Genomic DNA, 19,198 nt, shown 5'->3' with positions numbered 1-19,198 from the left:
ATGTAGAGAATTTCATACTTCGCGTATATTCGTTTTATTGAGTTTTATTCTTCGATTTATGCGAAGCATTTGGGCAGTATGAACTTCAAGCACCTGCGCTACTTCTGGACGGTTGCCAAGGCTGGCGGTGTGATGCGGGCCGGTGAGCAGCTCAACACCACTCCGCAAACACTGTCCGGCCAGATCAAGCAACTGGAAGAGTGGCTGGGCCACGACCTGTTCCGGAAAAGGGGGCGTGGCCTGGAGCTGACCAGCGAGGGGCGTGTGGCCCTGGGGTATGCCGAACAGATCTTCGCGCTGGGCGACGAGCTGGAAAAATCCATCCGACTGGCGCGTGGACAAGAGAAGCCGCTGGAATTCCGCGTGGGGGTGGCCGACTCGGTAGCCAAGTCGGTGGCCTACCACCTGCTGGAGCCCGCACTGGGCATGCCGCAGCGCGTGCACATGACCTGCCATGAGGGCAAGTTTCCCGAATTGATTGCGCAGTTGAGCCTGCACCGGCTGGACTTGGTGTTGGCAGACGAGCCTGTTTCCAACAAGATCGGCGTCAAAGCCTTCAACCACCCACTGGGCACCAGCAGCATGAGTTTTCTGTGCGCCCCCGCCCTGCGGGCGCAGTTGGAGGGGCCGTTCCCCCAGTGCCTGCATGGTGCGCCCATGCTCATCCAAGGTCCCATGTCGTCCGTTCGCCAGCAACTCGACCACTGGCTGAACAAGCACCACCTGCAACCCCGTCTCGTCGGCGAGTTTGACGACAGCGCGTTGATGAATGCGTTTGGGCGGGAAGGCCGAGGCATCTTCACATCCCCCTCCGTGCTGGAAGAGGAGACCACTGCTCAGTTTGGCGTGGAGGTTATCGGCCGCTCCTCAGACTTGGTGGAGGAATTCTTTGCGATCTCCATTGAAAGGCGCATTACGCACCCCTGTGTGGTGGCCATCACCAAGGCCGCCAAGGCAGATCTGTTCGCTCACTGAGCCGGTAGGAGCGCGATGGCGCTCTGCGCAGGAGGAACAAGTTGTCATCAACACGCCAACTCGCGCCCTCATGGAGGAGCACAAGCAACGAGTGAGAGCACAAACAAAAACGCCCACTGTGGAGTGGGCGTTTTGTTTTAGCAATGCTTGCTATGTTTTGGTTGCGCGAGAAGGATTTGAACCTCCGACCTTTGGGTTATGAGCCCAACGAGCTACCAGACTGCTCCATCGCGCGATAAGAAATAAATTATACCCTATTATTCAGCTGCTGCCGAATTATTTTCGGTTTCTGCAGCACGATCGACCAATTCGACCAGGGCCATAGGCGCATTGTCGCCCACGCGGAAGCCCATCTTCAGAATGCGGGTGTAACCGCCAGGACGCACCTTGAAACGCGGGCCCAGGTCGTTGAACAGCTTGGTCACGCTGTCACGGTCACGCAGACGGTTGAATGCCAGGCGGCGGTTGGCGACAGAATCTTCCTTGGCCAAGGTGATCATGGGCTCGATCACGCGGCGCAGTTCCTTGGCCTTGGGGACGGTGGTCTTGATGACTTCGTGCTCGATGAGCGAGTTCATCATGTTCTGCAGCATCGCGAGGCGGTGCGAGCTGGTGCGGTTGAGTTTGCGAAGGCCGTGTCCGTGGCGCATGGTGCTTTCTTTCTACTGTCTATGTAATTAAATCAGGCAGCCGTATCAGGTACTGTCCGAGGCACTGTTCCCCGGAGGGAACGAAAAGTCCCCCTTGCGGGGGACATCAAACCGGGCGCCCAAAATTTGGGCAGCCTTCGATTATAGCTTTGGCTTAACGCTTGTCCAGACCTGCTGGCGGCCAGTTCTCAAGCTTCATGCCCAAGGTGAGGCCACGCGATGCCAGCACTTCCTTGATTTCGTTGAGCGACTTGCGGCCGAGGTTAGGCGTCTTGAGCAGCTCGTTCTCGGTGCGCTGAATCAGATCACCGATGTAGTAGATGTTCTCCGCCTTCAGGCAGTTGGCAGAACGCACGGTCAGTTCCAGCTCGTCCACAGGACGCAGCAGAATCGGATCGAACGTCGCATTGCCACGTGGGCCTGCGGGTGCGTCGAACGCAGCCAGCTCGCCGCCTTCCAGCTGCGCGAATACCGCCAGCTGTTCCACCAGGATCTTGGCAGATGCCCGCACGGCATCTTCGGCAGTGATCGCGCCGTTGGTCTCGATCTCGACCACCAGCTTGTCCAAGTCGGTACGCTGCTCCACACGGGCGCTTTCCACGGTGTAGCTCACACGCTTCACGGGGGAGAACGACGCGTCCAGCACGATGCGGCCAATCGACTTGGTCGATTCGTCGGCATAGCGGCGCAGATTGCCGGGCACATAGCCGCGACCCTTCTCTACCTTGATCTGCATGTCCAGCTTCCCGCCAGCAGACAGGTTGGCGATCACGTGATCAGGATTGACGATTTCCACGTCGTGAGGGGTCTGGATGTCACGGGCAGTGACCACACCTTCGCCATCTTTGCGCAGGCTCAACGTCACTTCATCGCGGTTATGGAGCTTGAACACCACACCCTTGAGGTTCAGCAGGATATTGACCACATCCTCTTGAACACCGTCAATAGACGAATACTCGTGCAGAACGCCTGCAATGGTGACTTCCGTCGCTGCGTAACCCACCATGGACGAGAGCAGGACGCGCCGAATGGCGTTGCCCAGCGTGTGGCCGTACCCACGCTCGAACGGCTCCAGTGCGACCTTGGCACGGTTGTGGCCAAGCTGCTCGACATTGATCGCCTTGGGTTTCAGCAAATTGGTTTGCATTCAGACTTCCTCTCAATACCCCCAGCTCGTTACACCGGTAAGGCTGGTGAAGCGCCTAAACCGCGATGCCTCGCGGTTTAGGGACGGTTTTCTTGAATTACGTACTCGACCGATTAGCGCGAGTACAACTCAACGATCAGCGATTCGTTGATGTCGGCGCCAAACTCATCACGGTCTGGCACCTTCTTGAAGATGCCTTCTGCCTTCTCGGCATTCACTTCCACCCATGCAGGCATGCCCACTTGAGCTGCCAGTTGCAGGGCTTCCACCACGCGATTTTGCTTCTTGGACTTTTCACGCACAGCCACCACGTCACCCGTCTTCACGAGGTACGAAGCAATGTTCACGGACTTGCCGTTCACGGTGATCGCCTTGTGCGACACCAGCTGGCGCGCTTCAGCGCGAGTGGAGCCGAAACCCATGCGGTACACGACGTTGTCGAGACGGGACTCCAACAGGAACAGCAGATTGGCGCCAGTGTTGCCCTTCTTGCCTTCGGCGGCTTCGAAGTAACGGCGGAATTGCTTTTCCAGCACGCCGTACATGCGCTTGACCTTCTGCTTTTCACGCAGTTGCAGACCGTAGTCAGAAGTGCGGGCACCCGAGGTGCGGCCGTGCTGACCAGGCTTGGAGTCGAACTTGGACTTGTCAGCGATCGAGCGGCGTGCGCTCTTCAGGAACAGGTCAGTGCCTTCACGGCGGGAGAGTTTGGCCTTGGGGCCGAGGTAACGTGCCACTTGAGCTTCCTTTGTGTCATCTACCGCAAACCATTGCGGGAGCCGCCTGAGGCGCTTGCGCGTTCACAGGCGGCGGTGGGCTTAGAGAGATTAGATACGACGGCGCTTTTGAGGGCGGCAGCCGTTGTGTGGCACCGGTGTCACATCGGAGATCGATGTGATACGGATGCCCAGTGCGCCCAATGCGCGCACCGAAGACTCACGACCAGGACCTGGGCCCTTGATTTCAACGTCAAGGTTCTTGATACCTTGATCGATGGCAGCGCGACCGGCCACTTCCGAAGCCACCTGGGCTGCGAATGGGGTGGACTTGCGCGAACCCTTGAAACCTTGGCCACCGGACGAAGCCCACGACAGAGCATTGCCCTGACGGTCGGTGATCGTGATGATGGTGTTGTTGAACGAGGCGTGCACGTGTGCAATGCCGTCCGAAACATTCTTCCGGACCTTCTTGCGAACGCGCTGAGCTGCGTTATTGGCAGGAGACTTAGCCATGATGATCTTTCAATCTTTATTTCTTCAGTGCAGCTGCACCCTTGCGCGGACCCTTGCGAGTGCGAGCATTGGTACGGGTGCGCTGACCACGCATTGGCAGACCGCGGCGATGGCGGAAGCCACGATAGCAGCCGATGTCCATCAAACGCTTGATGTTCATCGTGGTTTCGCGGCGCAGGTCACCTTCAATGGTGAACTGCTCGATTTGCTCGCGAATTTTTTCCAGATCGCCGTCCGTCAGATCCTTGATCTTCTTGGAGTAAGCGATACCAGTTGCTTCGCAGATCTTGCGAGCGCGGGTGCGACCAATGCCAAAAATGGCGGTCAAACCGATTTCCGCGTGCTTGTGCGGCGGAATGTTAATGCCAGCGATACGTGCCATATGCGTCCTCTAATACTTTCCAATCAACCTTGGCGCTGCTTGTGACGCAGATCCGTGCAGATCACGCGCACCACACCCTTGCGGCGGATGATCTTGCAGTTGCGGCAGATTTTTTTGACCGAAGCCGAAACTCTCATTGCATTCTCCTAAAACTTTTCCATCCGTCCCGGCTGCTTCGCACGGAACACAATTTGTGCCCGCGAAAAATCGTGGGGCGCCAACTCAACCGATATCCAACTCTTTGCAGGCAGCGCTGGGCGCTGCCCTCGTGATGTCAACCGCCTGCACTGCCTTTGAAGTTCGCCTTCTTGAGCAGCGATTCGTACTGTTGCGACATCATGTAGTTCTGGACCTGGGCCATGAAGTCCATGGTCACCACCACGATGATCAGCAGTGAAGTTCCGCCAAAGTAAAACGGTACGTTGTACTTCAGGATCAAAAACTCCGGCAACAGACACACGAAGGTGATGTACACGGCACCGGCCAAGGTCAGGCGAACCAGGATCTTGTCGATGTAACGGGCAGTCTGTTCACCGGGACGAATGCCTGGGATGAACGCGCCACTCTTCTTCAGGTTGTCTGCTGTCTCGCGGCTGTTGAACACCAACGCCGTGTAGAAGAAGCAGAAGAAGATGATCGCAGCGGCATAGAACATCACATAGATGGGCTGACCTGGAGTCAGTGCACCCGAGATGTCCTTGAGCCAACGCATCGATTCACCAGCACTAAACCAGTTCACCACAGTCGCAGGCAGCAAGATGATCGACGACGCGAAGATCGGAGGAATCACACCCGCCATGTTCAGCTTCAAGGGCAAGTGCGACGATTGACCGCCATACACCTTGTTGCCGACTTGTCGCCGTGCATAGTTCACCAGGATCTTGCGCTGACCACGCTCCACAAACACCACGAAGTAAGTCACCAGACCCACCACGATAACGATGAAGATGGCTGCCAGGATGCTCATCGCGCCAGTACGAACCAGCTCCAGAAGACCACCGATCGAACTGGGCAACCCGGCGGCGATACCACCGAAGATCAGGATCGAAATCCCGTTGCCCAGACCACGCTCAGTGATCTGCTCACCCAACCACATCAGAAACATGGTTCCGGCCGTCAAACTGACCACCGCAGTCAGGCGGAAGCCAAAACCGGGGCTCAGAACCAAGCCAGCAGAGCTTTCAAGAGCCACGGCAATACCCAGAGACTGGAACAGGGCCAGGCCCAGGGTTCCGTAACGGGTGTATTGCGTGATCTTTCGGCGACCAGCTTCGCCTTCCTTCTTCAACTGCTCAAACGCAGGCAGCACGTAGGTCATCAGCTGCATGATGATCGATGCAGAGATGTACGGCATGATCCCCAGTGCGAACACTGTGAAACGCGACAGCGCGCCACCCGAAAACATGTTGAACAGGTTCAGGATGCCGCCCTGCTGGCCACTGAACAGCTGCTGAAGTTGGGCTGGATCGATACCAGGCACAGGGATATGAGCCCCGATGCGGTATACGACCAGCGCCAGCAACAGAAAAACCAGACGACGACGCAGGTCGCCGAATTTTCCGGTCTTTGCAATTTGAGCCGCGCTAGTAGCCACAGATGCCTTCCTTCAGTGCCACACTCAGGCGACGCTGCCGCCAGCGGCTTCGATGGCTGCCTTGGCACCAGCCGTAGCACCCACGCCAGACAGCTTGACTGCCTTGCTCAGGGAACCGCTCTTGATGACCTTGACCACCTTGGCCAGCTCGCCCACCAGACCAGCTTGCTTCAGTGCCAGCACATCCACTTCGGCCAGGCCCAGTTGGTCCAGCGCCGTCAGCGTAACTTCTGCATTGAACTTGAGCAGGTGCGACTTGAAGCCGCGCTTGGGCAAGCGACGTTGCAGCGGCATTTGACCGCCTTCGAAGCCCACCTTGTGGTAGCCACCAGAGCGGGACTTTTGGCCCTTGTGACCACGGCCAGCGGTCTTGCCCAGGCCGGAGCCGATACCACGGCCTACGCGGCGCTTGGCATGCTTGGCGCCGTCTGCGGGCTTGATGCTATTGAGTTCCATGATCTATCTCTCAGACGATTTTGACCAGGTAGCTGATCTTGTTAATCATGCCGCGAACTTCGGGCGAATCCTTCAATTCGCTGACGCTGTTCAGCTTGCGCAGACCCAGGCCACGGACGGTGGCGCGGTGCGATTCCTTGGTGCCGATCGGGCTGCGCACCAGTTGAATCTTGACGGTTTGTTGCGTTGTCATATTCAGGCTCCGGTTCAGGCGAAGATGTCTTCGACTGTCTTGCCGCGCTTGGCTGCAACGTTCGACGGAGTCGTCGAATTGACGAGCGCGTCAAAGGTAGCACGGACCATGTTGTAGGGGTTGGACGAACCATGGCTCTTGGCCACGATGTCGGTCACACCCAGTACTTCAAAGACTGCGCGCATAGGACCGCCAGCGATGATACCGGTACCCTTGGGTGCGGGAGCCATCATCACCACCGCCGCGCCATGGTGGCCGGTCACGTTGTGATAGATGGTGCCGTTCTTCAGAGACACCTTGACCATGTTGCGGCGGGCTTCTTCCATCGCCTTTTGCACAGCAGCAGGCACTTCCTTGGACTTGCCCTTACCCATGCCCACGCGGCCATCACCGTCGCCAACCACAGTCAGTGCGGCGAAACCGAGAATACGGCCACCCTTCACGACTTTGGTCACGCGGTTGACCGCGATCATTTTTTCGCGCAGACCGTCGTCACGACCTTCGTCTTGCACTTTGGGTTGAAATTTAGCCATTTTTTATTCCGCTCCGCTTAGAACTGCAGGCCGGCTTCACGGGCTGCGTCGGCCAAAGCCTTGACGCGACCGTGGTAGGCAAAGCCTGCGCGATCAAATGCAACCTTCTCGACACCTGCAGCTTTCGCCTTTTCAGCGATACGCTTGCCGATGATCTGGGCTGCAGCGGCATTGCCACCCTTGCCCGAACCGCCGAGCGACTTGCGCACGTCGGCTTCTGCCGTCGATGCGCTTGCCAGCACCTTGCTGCCGTCGCCGGAGATCACACTGGCGTAGATATGGAGGTTCGTACGGTTCACGGTCAGACGCGCCACGCCTTGCTGTGCAATGCGGATGCGGGTCTGGCGCGAACGACGAAGACGCTGCTCTTTCTTGGTCAACATGTTGCAGCTCCTTATTTCTTCTTGGTCTCTTTGATCGTGATCTTTTCGTCCGCGTAGCGGATGCCCTTGCCCTTGTAGGGCTCGGGTGGACGAACAGCACGGATCTCAGCGGCGATCTGACCGACGCGTTGACGATCAGCACCCTTGATCACCACTTCAGTGGGGGTAGGGGTGGCAACCGTGATACCAGCGGGCATCTCGATGTTGACCGGGTGCGAATAGCCGACGGCCAGGTTCAGCTTGGAACCGGCTGCAGCAGCCTTGTAACCCACGCCTACCAAGCTCAGCTTCTTTTCGAAACCCTTGCTGACGCCGACCACCATGTTGTTGACCAACTGGCGAATCGTGCCGCTCATGGCATTGGCTTCGCGGGAATCATTGGCAGGCTCAAAGCTGAGCTTGCCTTCATTGCTGGACACCTTCACCAGCGCGTTTTGCGCCAGCGACAGGGTGCCGCCAGAACCCTTCACGGAGATCTGGTCACTCTTCACGGACACATCCACACCTGCGGGGATGGTCACGGGCATTTTTCCTACTCGGGACATTTCAGTTTCTCCTCAATGCCGCGGGTTAGGCCACGTAGCAGAGCACTTCGCCACCGACACCGGTAGCGCGCGCCTTGCGATCGGTCATCACGCCCTTGGGCGTTGTGACAATTGCCACACCCAGACCGTTCATGACTTGTGGAATGGAATCACGGCCTTTGTAGACACGTAGACCAGGGCGGCTGACGCGCTCGATGCGCTCAATCACTGGACGGCCTGCGTAATACTTCAGGGCAATTTCGAGTTCGGACTTGCCAGCTTCGGTCTTGACCTGGAAGCCGTCGATATAACCTTCGTCCTTCAGCACCTGGGCGATGGCGATCTTCACTTTGGAAGATGGCACCAGAACCGTGGCCTTGGAGACCATCTGTGCATTACGGATGCGGGTCAGCAAGTCAGCGATGGGATCACTCATGCTCATGTTTAATCTCTCCTGCCTGCTTACCAGCTGGCCTTGGTGACACCTGGGATGTCGCCATTGAAAGCCAGTTCGCGGATCTTGGCGCGAGCCAGACCGAATTGACGGAAGGTGCCACGTGGACGACCGGTGATTTCGCAACGGTTACGCTGACGTGTGGGGTTTGCGTTGCGCGGGAGCTTTTGCAGGCCCAGGCGGGCTGCATCACGCTCTTCGTCGCTGCGCTTGGCATCGCCAGCGATTGCCTTCAGTTCCGCATACTTGGTTGCGTACTTGGCTGCCAGTTTTTCGCGCTTCAGTTCGCGCTGGATCAAAGCTACTTTAGCCATGCTTCGCCTCAGTTCTTGAACGGGAAACGGAAACCAGCGAGAAGCGCCTTGGCTTCTTCGTCGGACTTGGCCGTCGTGGTGATGCTGATATTGAGACCGCGCAGGGCGTCAACCTTGTCGTACTCAATTTCAGGGAAGATGATCTGTTCTTTGACGCCGATGTTGTAGTTGCCACGGCCATCGAAGGCGCGACCGGAGATACCACGGAAGTCACGAACGCGGGGCAGCGCCACGGTCACGAAACGATCCAGGAACTCATACATCTGCACGCCACGCAGCGTGACCATGCAGCCAATGGCCTGACCTTCGCGGATCTTGAAACCAGCGATAGCCTTCTTGGCCTTGGTCACCACAGGCTTCTGACCAGCAATCTTGGTCAGATCGGCCACAGCGTTGTCCATCACCTTCTTGTCCGAGACTGCTTCGCTCACGCCCATGTTCAGGGTGATCTTGGTCAGACGGGGAACCTGCATCGGCGAGGTGTAACCGAACTGCTTGGTCAGCTCGGGAGCGATCTTGTCGCGGTAAATTTCTTGGAGTCGTGCCATGTTTACCCCTTAGGCCGCCTTGATTTCAGCGCCGCTGGACTTGAACACGCGAACGCGCGTGCCGTCAGCCTGCACCTTGATGCCCACGCGATCAGCCTTGCCAGTAGCGGCATTGAAGATGGCCACGTTGGACTGGTGGATCGGCATGGCCTTTTCGATGATGCCGCCCGTCGTACCCTTCATAGGGTTTGGCTTGGCGTGCTTCTTGACCAGGTTGATACCGTCGATGACGAGGTGAGAGTCATCCTTGCGCAGCGACACAGTGCCACGCTTGCCCTTGTCACGGCCGGTCAGCACGATGACTTCGTCGCCCTTGCGAATCTTGTTCATGGCGCGTCCTTAGAGAACTTCAGGAGCCAGGGACACGATCTTCATGAACTTCTCGGTACGCAGTTCACGCGTCACGGGTCCAAAGATGCGGGTGCCAATGGGCTCCAACTTTGCATTCAGCAACACTGCTGCGTTGCCGTCGAATTTGACGAGCGAACCGTCGCCGCGACGAATACCCTTCGCCGTGCGAACCACCACTGCGCTGTAAACCTCGCCTTTTTTGACGCGGCCACGTGGAGCGGCTTCTTTGATGCTCACCTTGATGATGTCGCCAACGCTTGCATAGCGACGCTTCGAGCCACCCAGCACCTTGATGCAAAGGACGGACTTGGCGCCGGTATTGTCGGCAACCTCTAACCGAGATTCTGTCTGGATCATTTCAATATTCCCAACTTGCACCAGAAGACAACAGCCCCAGAGAACTTCTCAAGGGCTGCAAATCAGCCAGTCAGTCTTGGGCCCGTCGTCCGCACCGCAAACCATTTGCAGCACTTCCCGCTGGGCAGAAACTTCACGTATGAAACGCGAAGCCCTCGATTATTGCAAAAGACTTTTAGGAAGTCAAGCGCGTGTCATGTGGGCACATGCAGATACTGTTGCGCCAGGGCCAGAAAGGCCTCCAGTTGCGGTTCGGCGCCTAGCTCCTCGCGCAGGAGGCCTGCGACAACCGGCGCCAGCTCAATCGCCTTGCGGGCATCCAGGAACAGCAGACGCGAACGCCGCGCCAGCACATCTTCCACCGTACAGGCGTATTCGTAGCGGGCAGCAAAGCGCACCATTGCCTCCGTCAGGCCGCCCCCGAGATCCGTCTGCGCTCCGGGCATTGCCCGCACCTCAGCCGCTTCCGTGCCGTAAGAGTGCAGTCCTTGGGCATCGCTGATGCGGTGCTGTACGGGCTCCCGAGGAGTTCCCACCAACGGCAGATGATTGGTCACCCCAGCTGGTTTTTCAGGCAACAGCCCCGTGGTGAAGCATTTTTGCAACACATCTTCGGCCATTGCCCGGTAGGTGGTCCATTTTCCACCCGTCACGGTGATCAGGCCACTGCGGCTGGCCAGCACGGTGTGCTCCCGGCTGATCTTCTTGGTGTTGTCGCCGTCGTCGTCCTGCGGCTTGACCAGCGGACGCAAGCCCACCCAGATGCTACGGATGTCCTCGACGCGGGGCGCGCGGGTCAGGTAGCGCGCGGATTCCTCCAGGATGAACCGCACTTCCTCCCGGAAGGGCTCAGGCTCGCGCACCACATCCTGGCGCGGGCTGTCGGTGGTGCCCAGAATAAGTTTGCCCAGCCAAGGCACCGCAAACAGCACGCGGCCATCGGCCGTCTTGGGCACCATCAGCGCGTGATCGGACGGCAAGAACTCCCGGTCCACCACAATGTGCACCCCCTGGCTGGGCGCCACCATGGGCTTGACAGGCCGACCGATGGCTTCGCCGTCCATCTGGCGCAGGGTGTCCACCCACACGCCCGTAGCGTTGACCACCGACCGAGCGCGCACCGTGAATTGCTGGCCGCTGTCCGCGTCCTCGCAGACAAAACCCACGACCTTGCCAGCCTCGTGAACCAGCGACCGTGCGGGACAGTAATTGACAACCAAAGCGCCCAGGCTGGCGGCCGTGCGCGCCAGGGCCAAGGCCAGGCGAGCGTCATCGAATTGGCCGTCCCAATATTTGACACTGCCCTTGAGCCCCTCGGTACGGGCGGTGGGCAGACATTGCAGGGTGCGAGCGCGCCCCAGAAACTCCGTAGCGCCCAGGCCAGCCTTGCCTGCAAGCGCGTCATACATCATCAGCCCGATGCCATAGAAGGGTGTTTCCCAGAAACGGTAAGACGGCATCACAAAGGGCAGCGGTTGCGCCAGATGGGGCGCGTTGTGCAGCAGAGTAGTGCGTTCATGCAGCGCCTCGCGCACCAACGCGATGTTGCCCTGGGCCAGGTAACGGACCCCGCCATGCACCAGCTTGGTGGCCCGGGACGAGGTTCCTTTGGCGAAATCGTGTGAATCCACCAGCACGACGCTGAAGCCGCGCGCCGCAGCATCCAGCGCCACCCCCAGGCCCGTCGCGCCACCGCCGATCACGGCGAGGTCATACTGGTGCGGCTGGGCGAGGCGGGCCAGGAGATCGGCGCGCCGTGTAGGAAGGGGTGCGGTGGCAATGGTCATGGGGTGATTGTCCATGGGCGGAGTAGAAACCAAGGGTTTACCCTTGAATTCCTGACACTCCCGGGGTGAGAACCCGCCCCGCAGCCGCACAGGTGCCGAGGGCGGTATCGAGCAAAAAAGGCAGCCAGAGACCTTGTGAGCCCTGGCTGCCGATCAATGGTGGTTACAACCACACCTTGATCTGTGGATCAGCGCGTCTTGCCGTCCTTCCACGCCTGCAGCAACTTGTCGTAGGCAATGGTTTCGCCCTTTGGCTTCTCATTCGCCAGCTTCTTCCAGGGCGCCTGCTTGTCGCTCAGCCACTTGTTGGGGTCGCTCTTGGGGTTGAGCTTGGGCGCGCAGTGGGCCATGCCTGCGCGTTCCAGACGGGCCATCACCTGGTCCATCTCGTCGGCCAGGGTGTCCATGGCGCCCTGGGGAGTCTTCTCGCCCGTGACCGCCTGCGCCACGTTCTTCCACCACAACTGGGCCAGCTTGGGATAGTCGGGCACATTGGTGCCGGTAGGCGACCATGCCACGCGCGCCGGGCTGCGGTAAAACTCGACCAAGCCACCGAGCTTGGGCGCGGCGTCCGTCATGGCCTTGGACTGGATGTCACTCTCGCGGATCGGGGTCAGGCCCGTCAGCGTTTTCTTGAGCGACGTGGTCTTGGCCGTCACGAACTGTGCGTACAGCCAGGCGGCAGCCGTCTTGTTGGCGTCATGGTCCTTGAAGAAGGTCCAGGAGCCCACGTCCTGGTAGCCGTTCTGCATGCCCTGCTTCCAGTAGGGGCCGTTGGGGCCGGGGGCCATGCGCCATTTGGGGGTGCCGTCGGCGTTCACCACGGGCAGGCCGGGCTTGGTCATGTCGGCCGTGAAGGCGGTGTACCAGAAGATCTGCTGCGCGATCTGACCTTGCGCGGGCACGGGGCCGGCTTCGCCGAAGGTCATGCCCGTGGCTTCCTTGGGCGCGTACTTCTTCATCCAGTCCACGTACTTGGTCAGCGCATACACGGCTGCGGGCGAGTTGGTCGCACCGCCACGGGCCACGCTGGCGCCCACGGGCGTGCACTTGTCGTCCGCCACGCGGATGCCCCATTCGTCGATCGGCAGGCCGTTCGGCGCGCCGATGTCGGCAGAGCCCGCCATGGACAGCCATGCGTCGGTGAAACGCCAGCCCAGGGAGGGGTCCTTCTTGCCATAGTCCATGTGGCCATAGATAGGCTTGCCATCGATGTTCTTCACGTCGTTGGTGAAGAACTCGGCGATATCCTCATAGGCGCTCCAGTTGAGCGGCACCCCCAGATCGTAGCCATACTTGGCCTTGAACTTGTCCTTGATGTCCTTGCGGTCGAACAGGTCGGCGCGGAACCAGTACAGGTTGGCGAACTGCTGGTCGGGCAACTGGTACAGCTTGCCGTCTGGTCCGGTCGTGAACTTGGTGCCGATGTAGTCCTTGATGTCGATGCCGGGGTTGGTCCACTCCTTGCCTGCACCGCCCATGTAGTCGGTCAGGTTCATGATCTTGCCGTAGCGGTAGTGCGTTCCGATCAGGTCCGAGTCCGAGATCCAGCCGTCATAGATGGACTTGCCCGACTGCATGGAGGTCTGCAGCTTCTCGACCACGTCGCCCTCCTGGATCAGGTCGTGCTTGACCTTGATGCCAGTGATTTCCTCAAACGCCTTGGCGAGCGTCTTGGATTCGTATTCGTGGGTGGTGATGGTCTCGGACACCACCGAGATTTCCTTCACACCCTTGGCCTGCAGCTTCTTGGCCGCGTCCATGAACCACTTCATTTCGGCCATCTGCTGGTCTTTGCTCAGCGTGGAGGGCTGGAACTCGGTGTCGATCCATTTTTTGGCCTCCGCCTCGCCCGCCATGGCGGCCTGACCCGTCATGACCGCCACTGCCAGTGCCAGCGCTGTGTACCGCGTCTTCATAGTGCCTGTCTCCTCATAGTCATCTCCCCTTTGGATGCAAGGGTCACGCGGCTCCGGGGAAGGGTTGAGCCGCGCGACGGGAACCATTGAAACCAAGGCTGCCTGCAAACACCTCACCCCTTGCGCAGGATGAGCAGCAGCAGCGCCATCGACAACACAAAGCTGATCCAGATCGACGGGTCGCCCTGCAGGCTGAACCACTGGGCCAGCTTGCCGCTGACGCCGACAAAAATCAGATTCACGTAGGCCGCCGACAACAGCCCAATGAACAGCCGATCACCGCGCGTTGTCTCCAGCGGCAAAAAACCCTTGCGCATCGTCGTGGGCGACTTGATCTCCCACACCGTCATACCGATCAGCATCAGCACGATGCAAATGAAGAACACCGCCACGGGCAGCGTCCAGGCCATCCAATCAAACATGTCGCTGCCTCCTCAAACCCGCCCCATCGCAAAGCCTTTTGCGATGTAGTGGCGAACAAACCAGATCACGATCGCACCCGGCACGATGGTCAGCACGCCAGCGGCGGCCAGCGTCGCCCAGTCCATGCCCGAGGCGCTCACGGTGCGCGTCATGGTGGCCACGATGGGCTTGGCATTCACGCTGGTCAGCGTGCGCGCCAGCAGCAGCTCGACCCAGCTGAACATGAAGCAGAAGAACGCGGCCACACCCACACCAGCCTTGATGAGCGGCAGGAAAATGGTCATGAAAAAGCGCGGAAAGCTGTAGCCATCGATATAGGCCGTCTCATCGATCTCGCGCGGAATACCGCTCATGAAGCCTTCCAGAATCCACACCGCCAGCGGTACGTTGAACAGCAGGTGCGCCAGTGCCACGGCAATGTGCGTGTCCATCAGCCCCACGGTGGTGTAGAGCTGAAAGAACGGCAGCAGAAACACGGCGGGCGGTGTCATGCGGTTGGTCAGCAGCCAGAAGAACACATGCTTGTCGCCCAGGAACTGATAGCGGCTGAAGGCATAAGCAGCGGGCAGCGCCACGGTGAGCGAGATCACCGTGTTGATGCCCACATAGATCAGGCTGTTGATATAGCCCGAATACCAGGACTCGTCCGTGAAGATGGTCTTGTAGTTGGCCCAGGTGAAGTGCTGGGGAAAGAACGTGAAGGTCGAAAGAATCTCCTCGTTCGTCTTGAAGCTCATGTTGACCATCCAGTAGATGGGCAACAGCGCGAACAGCAGGTAGACAACAAGGAAGATCGACCGCTTCTGGAAGCGCTTTTCATTCATGGCCGGCTCCTTCGTTGCTGGCGGTACCCACGCGCTGCATCCAGTTATAGAGGATGAAGCACAGCAGCAGGATGATGAAGAAATAGATCAGCGAAAACGCTGCGGCAGGGCCCAGGTCGAACTGGCCCACGGCCTTGGTCGTCAAGTACTGGCTCAAGAAGGTGGTGGCATTGCCCGGTCCGCCGCCGGTCAGCACGAACGGCTCGGTGTAGATCATGAAGCTGTCCATGAAGCGCAGCAGCACCGCAATCATCAGCACGCCACGCATCTTGGGCAGCTGGATGTAGCGGAACACCGCGAACTTGCTGGCGCCATCGATGCGTGCCGCCTGGTAGTACGCGTCGGGGATGGAGCGCAACCCGGCAAAGGCCAGCAGCGCGACCAGCGGCGTCCAGTGCCACACATCCATCAGCAGCACCGTGAGCCAGGCCTGCGTCGCGTTGCCGGTGTAGCTGTATTCGATGCCCACCTCTTGCAGCAGCCTGCCCATGAGGCCGATATCGGCACGGCCATAGATCTGCCAGATGGTGCCCACCACGTTCCAGGGGATCAGCAACGACAGCGCCACCACCACCAGCACGGCCGACGACTTCCAGCCCTGCGCAGGCATGGACAGCGCCAGCAGGATGCCCAGCGGAATCTCCACCGCCAATACGGCCAGCGAGAAGGTGAGCTGGCGCAGCAACGCGGCGTGCAGTTCCTCGTCGCGCATCACCTGCACGAACCACTCGGTGCCCACGAACACGCGGCGCTCCGGGCTGATGATGTCTTGCACCGAGTAGTTCACCACCGTCATCAGCGGCAGGATGGCCGAGAAGGCCACACACAAAATCACGGGCAAGATCAGGAACCAGGCCTTCTGGTTCACGGGTTTGGTCGTGGTACTCATTGGAAACCTCCGTGCTGCGCACTGCGGTGCTGAGCGCCTTCGGGCGGCCGGGCGGCGCTCATGGTGCGACCTCCGCGGTCAGCAACTGCTCGTTCTGGTAGAAGCAGGTGTGGGTTCCCAGCACCTGCAGCCATGCCGTGTCACCGGCCGATGGCAGCCGCGTCTCGGGCGTGAAGCGCGCCTTGACGGTGTGCTCGCCCACCTTGGCGGTCAGCATCTGGTAGGTGCCGATGTCCTGCACTTGCACCACGTTGCAAGGTAATGCGCCCGGCTGCTGCGGCTGGGCCAGCGCTAGGTATTCGGGCCGGATGCCGACCTGCAGGACACCGTTTGGCAGCGCACGGCCCACGGGGCTGGCCAGGCGGTGCCCGGCCACAGTGAGGCTGTCGCCCTCGCTGTGCGCAGGCAAGAAGTTCATGCCCGGCGAGCCAATGAAGTGCCCCACAAAAGTGTGCGCGGGCCGCTCGAACAAGGCATCGGCCGACCCCACCTGCACGGCCTTGCCGCGCGTCATCACTACCACCTGGTCGGCAAAGGTCAGCGCCTCCACCTGGTCGTGGGTCACGTAGATCAGCGTGAGCTTGAGTTCGTGGTGGATCTGCTTGAGCTTGCGGCGCAGCTGCCACTTGAGGTGCGGGTCGATCACCGTGAGCGGCTCGTCGAACAGCACGGCCGCCACATCGGCGCGCACCAGTCCACGGCCCAGCGAGATCTTCTGCTTGGCGTCGGCCGCGAGGCCTGCCGCGCGCTGGTTGAGCTGGCCGCTCATTTCCAGCATCTCGGCGATCACGCCCACACGCTGCTTGATCTGGTCCTCGGGCACCTTGCGGTTGCGCAGCGGGAAGGCCAGGTTCTCGGCCACCGTCATGGTGTCGTAGATCACCGGGAACTGGAACACCTGGGCGATGTTGCGCTCCTGGGGGCTGGCGCGCGTCACGTCACGCCCGTCAAACAGCACCTTGCCGTGCGACGGTACGAGCAGGCCCGACATGATGTTGAGCATGGTGGTCTTGCCACAGCCCGAGGGGCCGAGCAGCGCATAGGCACCACCGTCCTCGAACTCCATCTTCAAAGGCAGCAGCGCGTAGTCGCCGTCCTGCTGCGGGTTGGGCTTGTACGAATGCGCCAAGTCCAGGCTGATGCGGGCCATGTCAGCGCCCTCCTTGTGCAGTAGCGGGCCTTGCGGGCGCCCAAGCCAGTCGGCCATCAGCACCAAACACATAGACCTGGGCAGGGTCCAGGTGCAGCGTGATGGGCGTGCCCAGTTCAAAGTAATGCACACCGGTCAACTGCGCCACCAGGTCACCCCAGGGTGTGGCCGCGTGCACAAAGGTGTCAGAGCCCGAAATTTCGGCCAGCTCGACCACTCCGCCCACACTGATGTCACCCGGGCGGGCCACCACGCGCAGCGCACTGGCGCGCACGCCTGCCGTGAGCCCTGCGGCCGTGGCCACCCCTTGCGGCAGATGCACCGCCAGCTCCACCCCACCCTGCAGACGCACCCCGGAAGGGGCCGCCGAGGCAGCAATGAGGTTCATGGGCGGGTCGCTGAAAGCGCGCGCCACACGCAGCGAATTGGGGGAATGGAACACCTCGGCGGTGGGGCCGTACTGCAGCAACTGACCTTCGTCGAGCACTGCGGTGTAGCCGCCCAGCAGCAGGGCCTCGCCCGGCTCGGTGGTGGCATAGACCACGGTGGACTGGCCGGCAGCAAACAGCTGGGTCAGCTCCTCGCGCAGTTCTTCGCGCAGCTTGTAGTCCAGGTTCACCAGCGGCTCGTCCAGCAGCATCAGCGGCGCACCCTTGGCCAGCGCACGCGCCAGCGCCACACGCTGCTGCTGCCCGCCGGAGAGTTCGGCCGGGTAACGATCGAGAAACATGTCGATGTGCAGGCGGCTCGCAATCTCGCGCACCCTGGCGTCGATGTTCTTTTCACCGCGCAGCTTCAGGGGCGACGCAATGTTGGCCGCCACCTTCATCGAGGGGTAGTTGATGAACTGCTGGTACACCATGGCGACATTGCGGTCGCGCACGGGCATGCCAGTCACATCCACACCATCGACCTTGACGGTGCCCGACGTGGGCGTATCCAGTCCGGCCATGATGCGCATCAGGCTGGTCTTGCCCGCCTGGGTCGCCCCCAGCAATACCGTCACGGCATTGGGCTGCAGCGACAGGTTCATGTCGTACAGCCAGGTCTGCGCCCCGACTTTTTTGCTGATGCTGTCCAACGCCAGCTGCATGAAGCATCCTCTTCCGGCCCTGAGGCCTGTGTGAAAGGGCTGCACACACGCACGGCAGCCCTCAAATTTCGATCTTTTTCATTTTTGTTCCTTTTTGTTCGAATCGAATCAAGGTTTACCCTTAATCAATTCGTTTTTGTTCGATTTACAGTCTTCAGCGTGCCACCGGGCGCCAAAGCGAATGTTTCAGATTCGTTACGATTCGGTGACATAACACTGCGCACAACACCCCACCGTGAACACCAATCCCCGCCAACTCCAACTCCTCGAAGAAGTGCGCGCGCGCAAGTCCGCCACGGTGGAACAACTTGCCGACACCCTGGGGGTCACGCTGCAGACGGTGCGCCGAGATGTGCAGCGCCTGGCGGAGTCGGGACTGCTGACGCGCTTTCATGGCGGCGTGCGCGTGCCCAGCTCCACGGTGGAGAACCTGGCGCACACCCAGCGCGAAAACCTGCATGCCGAAGGCAAAGCGCGCATTGCGCGCGCCGTGGCCGAACAGGTGCCCAACGACTGCTCGCTGATCCTGAACATCGGCACCACCACCGAGGCCATTGCCAAGGCGCTGCTGCACCACCGGGGCCTGCGCGTGATCACCAACAACCTCAATGTGGCCGCGATCCTGAGCGGCAACCCCGAGTGCGAGGTCATCGTGGCCGGCGGCGTGGTGCGCGCCCGTGACCGGGGCATCGTGGGCGAAGCGGCGGTGGACTTCATCCGCCAGTTCAAGGTGGACATTGCGCTCATCGGCATTTCGGGCATCGAGCCGGACGGGTCGCTGCGCGACTTCGACTACCGCGAGGTGAAGGTGGCGCAAACCATCATCGAGCACGCGCGCGAGGTCTGGCTGGCAGCCGACTTCAGCAAGTTCAACCGCCCGGCCATGGTGCAACTGGCCACGCTCGCGCAGATCGACCGCCTGTTCACCGATGCACCACCGCCCGAGCCCTTCCCGGCCCTTCTGCAAGATGCTGAAGTCATCTGCACGGTAGCTGCATAGCTTCACCTATCCTTTGCCCT

At 60.2% G+C, this 19,198-nt stretch carries 26 protein-coding genes and 1 tRNA gene; 2 read left to right on the top strand and 25 right to left on the bottom strand.

From position 1 onward, the window contains the following. The first annotated feature begins 78 nt into the window (after positions 1–78). Positions 79–975 (top strand): transcriptional activator NhaR, encoded by an 897-nt coding sequence (nhaR, locus tag ASD75_RS21350; RefSeq protein WP_056065394.1) that lies wholly within the window; start codon positions 79–81, stop codon positions 973–975. Between the two features lie 158 nt (positions 976–1,133). On the opposite strand, the gene ASD75_RS21345 is transcribed toward nhaR, so the two are convergent. The 25 genes from ASD75_RS21345 to ASD75_RS21225 all read right to left on the bottom strand — a co-directional run bounded on the left by ASD75_RS21345 (position 1,134) and on the right by ASD75_RS21225 (position 18,178). After that, positions 1,134–1,210, bottom strand: a tRNA-Met gene (locus ASD75_RS21345). 22 nt (positions 1,211–1,232) lie between these two features. Further along, the gene (gene rplQ, locus ASD75_RS21340; RefSeq protein WP_008906513.1) at positions 1,233–1,625 is read right to left on the bottom strand and encodes a 50S ribosomal protein L17; all 393 of its coding nucleotides are present in this window, start codon (positions 1,623–1,625) and stop codon (positions 1,233–1,235) included. 154 nt (positions 1,626–1,779) lie between these two features. Next, positions 1,780–2,772: a DNA-directed RNA polymerase subunit alpha gene (gene rpoA, locus ASD75_RS21335; protein ID WP_005793666.1), complete on the bottom strand. Its 993-nt coding sequence runs from the start codon at positions 2,770–2,772 to the stop codon at positions 1,780–1,782. A 113-nt stretch (positions 2,773–2,885) separates the two neighbouring features. After that, positions 2,886–3,509, bottom strand: a complete 624-nt coding sequence (gene rpsD / locus ASD75_RS21330) for a 30S ribosomal protein S4 (RefSeq protein ID WP_008906515.1) — start codon at positions 3,507–3,509, stop codon at positions 2,886–2,888. Positions 3,510–3,599: 90 nt separating this feature from the next. After that, positions 3,600–4,004, bottom strand: a complete 405-nt coding sequence (gene rpsK / locus ASD75_RS21325; protein ID WP_005793662.1) for a 30S ribosomal protein S11 — start codon at positions 4,002–4,004, stop codon at positions 3,600–3,602. Between the two features lie 16 nt (positions 4,005–4,020). Beyond that, positions 4,021–4,386 carry a 30S ribosomal protein S13 gene (gene rpsM / locus ASD75_RS21320; protein WP_008906516.1) on the bottom strand — a complete coding sequence of 122 codons (366 nt, stop codon included), beginning with the start codon at positions 4,384–4,386 and terminating at the stop codon, positions 4,021–4,023. 23 nt (positions 4,387–4,409) lie between these two features. Then, on the bottom strand, positions 4,410–4,523 hold the full coding sequence (rpmJ, locus tag ASD75_RS21315) for a 50S ribosomal protein L36 (RefSeq protein WP_005793651.1): 114 nt from the start codon (positions 4,521–4,523) through the stop codon (positions 4,410–4,412). Positions 4,524–4,660: 137 nt separating this feature from the next. Further along, on the bottom strand, positions 4,661–5,980 hold the full coding sequence (gene secY / locus ASD75_RS21310) for a preprotein translocase subunit SecY (protein WP_056065391.1): 1,320 nt from the start codon (positions 5,978–5,980) through the stop codon (positions 4,661–4,663). A gap of 24 nt (positions 5,981–6,004) precedes the next feature. Next, positions 6,005–6,436: a 50S ribosomal protein L15 gene (gene rplO / locus ASD75_RS21305; RefSeq protein WP_056065387.1), complete on the bottom strand. Its 432-nt coding sequence runs from the start codon at positions 6,434–6,436 to the stop codon at positions 6,005–6,007. A 10-nt stretch (positions 6,437–6,446) separates the two neighbouring features. Then, entirely contained in the window at positions 6,447–6,629 is a 183-nt protein-coding gene (gene rpmD / locus ASD75_RS21300; protein WP_005793644.1) for a 50S ribosomal protein L30, read from the bottom strand. Between the two features lie 14 nt (positions 6,630–6,643). Further along, entirely contained in the window at positions 6,644–7,162 is a 519-nt protein-coding gene (rpsE, locus tag ASD75_RS21295; protein WP_015016014.1) for a 30S ribosomal protein S5, read from the bottom strand. Between the two features lie 17 nt (positions 7,163–7,179). Continuing rightward, the gene (rplR, locus tag ASD75_RS21290) at positions 7,180–7,545 is read right to left on the bottom strand and encodes a 50S ribosomal protein L18 (protein WP_005793639.1); all 366 of its coding nucleotides are present in this window, start codon (positions 7,543–7,545) and stop codon (positions 7,180–7,182) included. An 11-nt stretch (positions 7,546–7,556) separates the two neighbouring features. Next, positions 7,557–8,090, bottom strand: a complete 534-nt coding sequence (rplF, locus tag ASD75_RS21285; protein WP_056065384.1) for a 50S ribosomal protein L6 — start codon at positions 8,088–8,090, stop codon at positions 7,557–7,559. A gap of 25 nt (positions 8,091–8,115) precedes the next feature. Further along, a complete protein-coding gene (gene rpsH / locus ASD75_RS21280; protein WP_005793636.1) occupies positions 8,116–8,511 on the bottom strand; it encodes a 30S ribosomal protein S8 in 396 nt (131 codons plus the stop codon). A 20-nt stretch (positions 8,512–8,531) separates the two neighbouring features. Further along, positions 8,532–8,837, bottom strand: a complete 306-nt coding sequence (gene rpsN / locus ASD75_RS21275) for a 30S ribosomal protein S14 (protein ID WP_015016017.1) — start codon at positions 8,835–8,837, stop codon at positions 8,532–8,534. Between the two features lie 8 nt (positions 8,838–8,845). Continuing rightward, positions 8,846–9,385, bottom strand: coding sequence for a 50S ribosomal protein L5 (gene rplE / locus ASD75_RS21270; RefSeq protein WP_005793632.1), 540 nt, complete (start codon positions 9,383–9,385; stop codon positions 8,846–8,848). A gap of 9 nt (positions 9,386–9,394) precedes the next feature. Further along, positions 9,395–9,715 (bottom strand): 50S ribosomal protein L24, encoded by a 321-nt coding sequence (gene rplX, locus ASD75_RS21265; protein WP_008906524.1) that lies wholly within the window; start codon positions 9,713–9,715, stop codon positions 9,395–9,397. A 9-nt stretch (positions 9,716–9,724) separates the two neighbouring features. Then, positions 9,725–10,093 carry a 50S ribosomal protein L14 gene (gene rplN, locus ASD75_RS21260; protein ID WP_007861702.1) on the bottom strand — a complete coding sequence of 123 codons (369 nt, stop codon included), beginning with the start codon at positions 10,091–10,093 and terminating at the stop codon, positions 9,725–9,727. A 194-nt stretch (positions 10,094–10,287) separates the two neighbouring features. Next, entirely contained in the window at positions 10,288–11,880 is a 1,593-nt protein-coding gene (locus ASD75_RS21255) for a glycerol-3-phosphate dehydrogenase/oxidase (RefSeq protein WP_056748080.1), read from the bottom strand. Positions 11,881–12,068: 188 nt separating this feature from the next. Continuing rightward, positions 12,069–13,799: an ABC transporter substrate-binding protein gene (locus tag ASD75_RS21250; protein ID WP_056065378.1), complete on the bottom strand. Its 1,731-nt coding sequence runs from the start codon at positions 13,797–13,799 to the stop codon at positions 12,069–12,071. A gap of 113 nt (positions 13,800–13,912) precedes the next feature. Continuing rightward, positions 13,913–14,221 (bottom strand): DUF2160 domain-containing protein, encoded by a 309-nt coding sequence (locus ASD75_RS21245; protein ID WP_056065375.1) that lies wholly within the window; start codon positions 14,219–14,221, stop codon positions 13,913–13,915. 12 nt (positions 14,222–14,233) lie between these two features. After that, positions 14,234–15,046: a carbohydrate ABC transporter permease gene (locus ASD75_RS21240; RefSeq protein WP_056065372.1), complete on the bottom strand. Its 813-nt coding sequence runs from the start codon at positions 15,044–15,046 to the stop codon at positions 14,234–14,236. Next, complete coding sequence (locus ASD75_RS21235; RefSeq protein WP_056065369.1) at positions 15,039–15,935, bottom strand: carbohydrate ABC transporter permease; 897 nt, start codon at positions 15,933–15,935, stop codon at positions 15,039–15,041. Before ASD75_RS21235 ends, ASD75_RS21240 begins: the two co-directional genes overlap by 8 nt. Before the next feature lie 58 nt (positions 15,936–15,993). Next, positions 15,994–17,085, bottom strand: a complete 1,092-nt coding sequence (locus tag ASD75_RS21230; protein ID WP_056748076.1) for an ABC transporter ATP-binding protein — start codon at positions 17,083–17,085, stop codon at positions 15,994–15,996. 1 nt (position 17,086) lies between these two features. Continuing rightward, positions 17,087–18,178 carry an ABC transporter ATP-binding protein gene (locus ASD75_RS21225; protein ID WP_056065364.1) on the bottom strand — a complete coding sequence of 364 codons (1,092 nt, stop codon included), beginning with the start codon at positions 18,176–18,178 and terminating at the stop codon, positions 17,087–17,089. A gap of 235 nt (positions 18,179–18,413) precedes the next feature. On the opposite strand from ASD75_RS21225, the gene ASD75_RS21220 reads away from it, so the two are divergent. Beyond that, positions 18,414–19,178 (top strand): DeoR/GlpR family DNA-binding transcription regulator, encoded by a 765-nt coding sequence (locus tag ASD75_RS21220; RefSeq protein ID WP_056065359.1) that lies wholly within the window; start codon positions 18,414–18,416, stop codon positions 19,176–19,178. Positions 19,179–19,198: the final 20 nt, after the last annotated feature.

Source organism: Acidovorax sp. Root568 (genome assembly GCF_001427445.1).
Classification (GTDB): Bacteria; Pseudomonadota; Gammaproteobacteria; order Burkholderiales; family Burkholderiaceae_C; genus Acidovorax; species Acidovorax delafieldii.
Note: the sequence above shows the minus strand (reverse complement) of the source record. Positions and strands in the feature narration are given on the sequence as shown.

Excerpts from the sequence above, each read along its gene's own strand:
- ASD75_RS21255 (WP_056748080.1), bottom strand. The coding sequence starts at position 11,880 with ATGACCATTGCCACCGCACCCCTTCCTACACGGCGCGCCGATCTCCTG.
- rplQ (WP_008906513.1), bottom strand. The coding sequence starts at position 1,625 with ATGCGCCACGGACACGGCCTTCGCAAACTCAACCGCACCAGCTCGCAC.
- rplO (WP_056065387.1), bottom strand. The coding sequence starts at position 6,436 with ATGGAACTCAATAGCATCAAGCCCGCAGACGGCGCCAAGCATGCCAAG.
- rpmJ (WP_005793651.1), bottom strand. The coding sequence starts at position 4,523 with ATGAGAGTTTCGGCTTCGGTCAAAAAAATCTGCCGCAACTGCAAGATC.
- rpmD (WP_005793644.1), bottom strand. The coding sequence starts at position 6,629 with ATGACAACGCAACAAACCGTCAAGATTCAACTGGTGCGCAGCCCGATC.
- rplX (WP_008906524.1), bottom strand. The coding sequence starts at position 9,715 with ATGAACAAGATTCGCAAGGGCGACGAAGTCATCGTGCTGACCGGCCGT.
- rpsH (WP_005793636.1), bottom strand. The coding sequence starts at position 8,511 with ATGAGCATGAGTGATCCCATCGCTGACTTGCTGACCCGCATCCGTAAT.
- ASD75_RS21240 (WP_056065372.1), bottom strand. The coding sequence starts at position 15,046 with ATGAATGAAAAGCGCTTCCAGAAGCGGTCGATCTTCCTTGTTGTCTAC.
- rpoA (WP_005793666.1), bottom strand. The coding sequence starts at position 2,772 with ATGCAAACCAATTTGCTGAAACCCAAGGCGATCAATGTCGAGCAGCTT.
- rpsK (WP_005793662.1), bottom strand. The coding sequence starts at position 4,004 with ATGGCTAAGTCTCCTGCCAATAACGCAGCTCAGCGCGTTCGCAAGAAG.
- rpsM (WP_008906516.1), bottom strand. The coding sequence starts at position 4,386 with ATGGCACGTATCGCTGGCATTAACATTCCGCCGCACAAGCACGCGGAA.
- rpsN (WP_015016017.1), bottom strand. The coding sequence starts at position 8,837 with ATGGCTAAAGTAGCTTTGATCCAGCGCGAACTGAAGCGCGAAAAACTG.
- ASD75_RS21225 (WP_056065364.1), bottom strand. The coding sequence starts at position 18,178 with ATGCAGCTGGCGTTGGACAGCATCAGCAAAAAAGTCGGGGCGCAGACC.
- nhaR (WP_056065394.1), top strand. The coding sequence starts at position 79 with ATGAACTTCAAGCACCTGCGCTACTTCTGGACGGTTGCCAAGGCTGGC.
- rplE (WP_005793632.1), bottom strand. The coding sequence starts at position 9,385 with ATGGCACGACTCCAAGAAATTTACCGCGACAAGATCGCTCCCGAGCTG.
- rplN (WP_007861702.1), bottom strand. The coding sequence starts at position 10,093 with ATGATCCAGACAGAATCTCGGTTAGAGGTTGCCGACAATACCGGCGCC.
- rplR (WP_005793639.1), bottom strand. The coding sequence starts at position 7,545 with ATGTTGACCAAGAAAGAGCAGCGTCTTCGTCGTTCGCGCCAGACCCGC.
- rpsE (WP_015016014.1), bottom strand. The coding sequence starts at position 7,162 with ATGGCTAAATTTCAACCCAAAGTGCAAGACGAAGGTCGTGACGACGGT.
- ASD75_RS21250 (WP_056065378.1), bottom strand. The coding sequence starts at position 13,799 with ATGAAGACGCGGTACACAGCGCTGGCACTGGCAGTGGCGGTCATGACG.
- rplF (WP_056065384.1), bottom strand. The coding sequence starts at position 8,090 with ATGTCCCGAGTAGGAAAAATGCCCGTGACCATCCCCGCAGGTGTGGAT.
- ASD75_RS21230 (WP_056748076.1), bottom strand. The coding sequence starts at position 17,085 with ATGGCCCGCATCAGCCTGGACTTGGCGCATTCGTACAAGCCCAACCCG.
- ASD75_RS21245 (WP_056065375.1), bottom strand. The coding sequence starts at position 14,221 with ATGTTTGATTGGATGGCCTGGACGCTGCCCGTGGCGGTGTTCTTCATT.
- ASD75_RS21235 (WP_056065369.1), bottom strand. The coding sequence starts at position 15,935 with ATGAGTACCACGACCAAACCCGTGAACCAGAAGGCCTGGTTCCTGATC.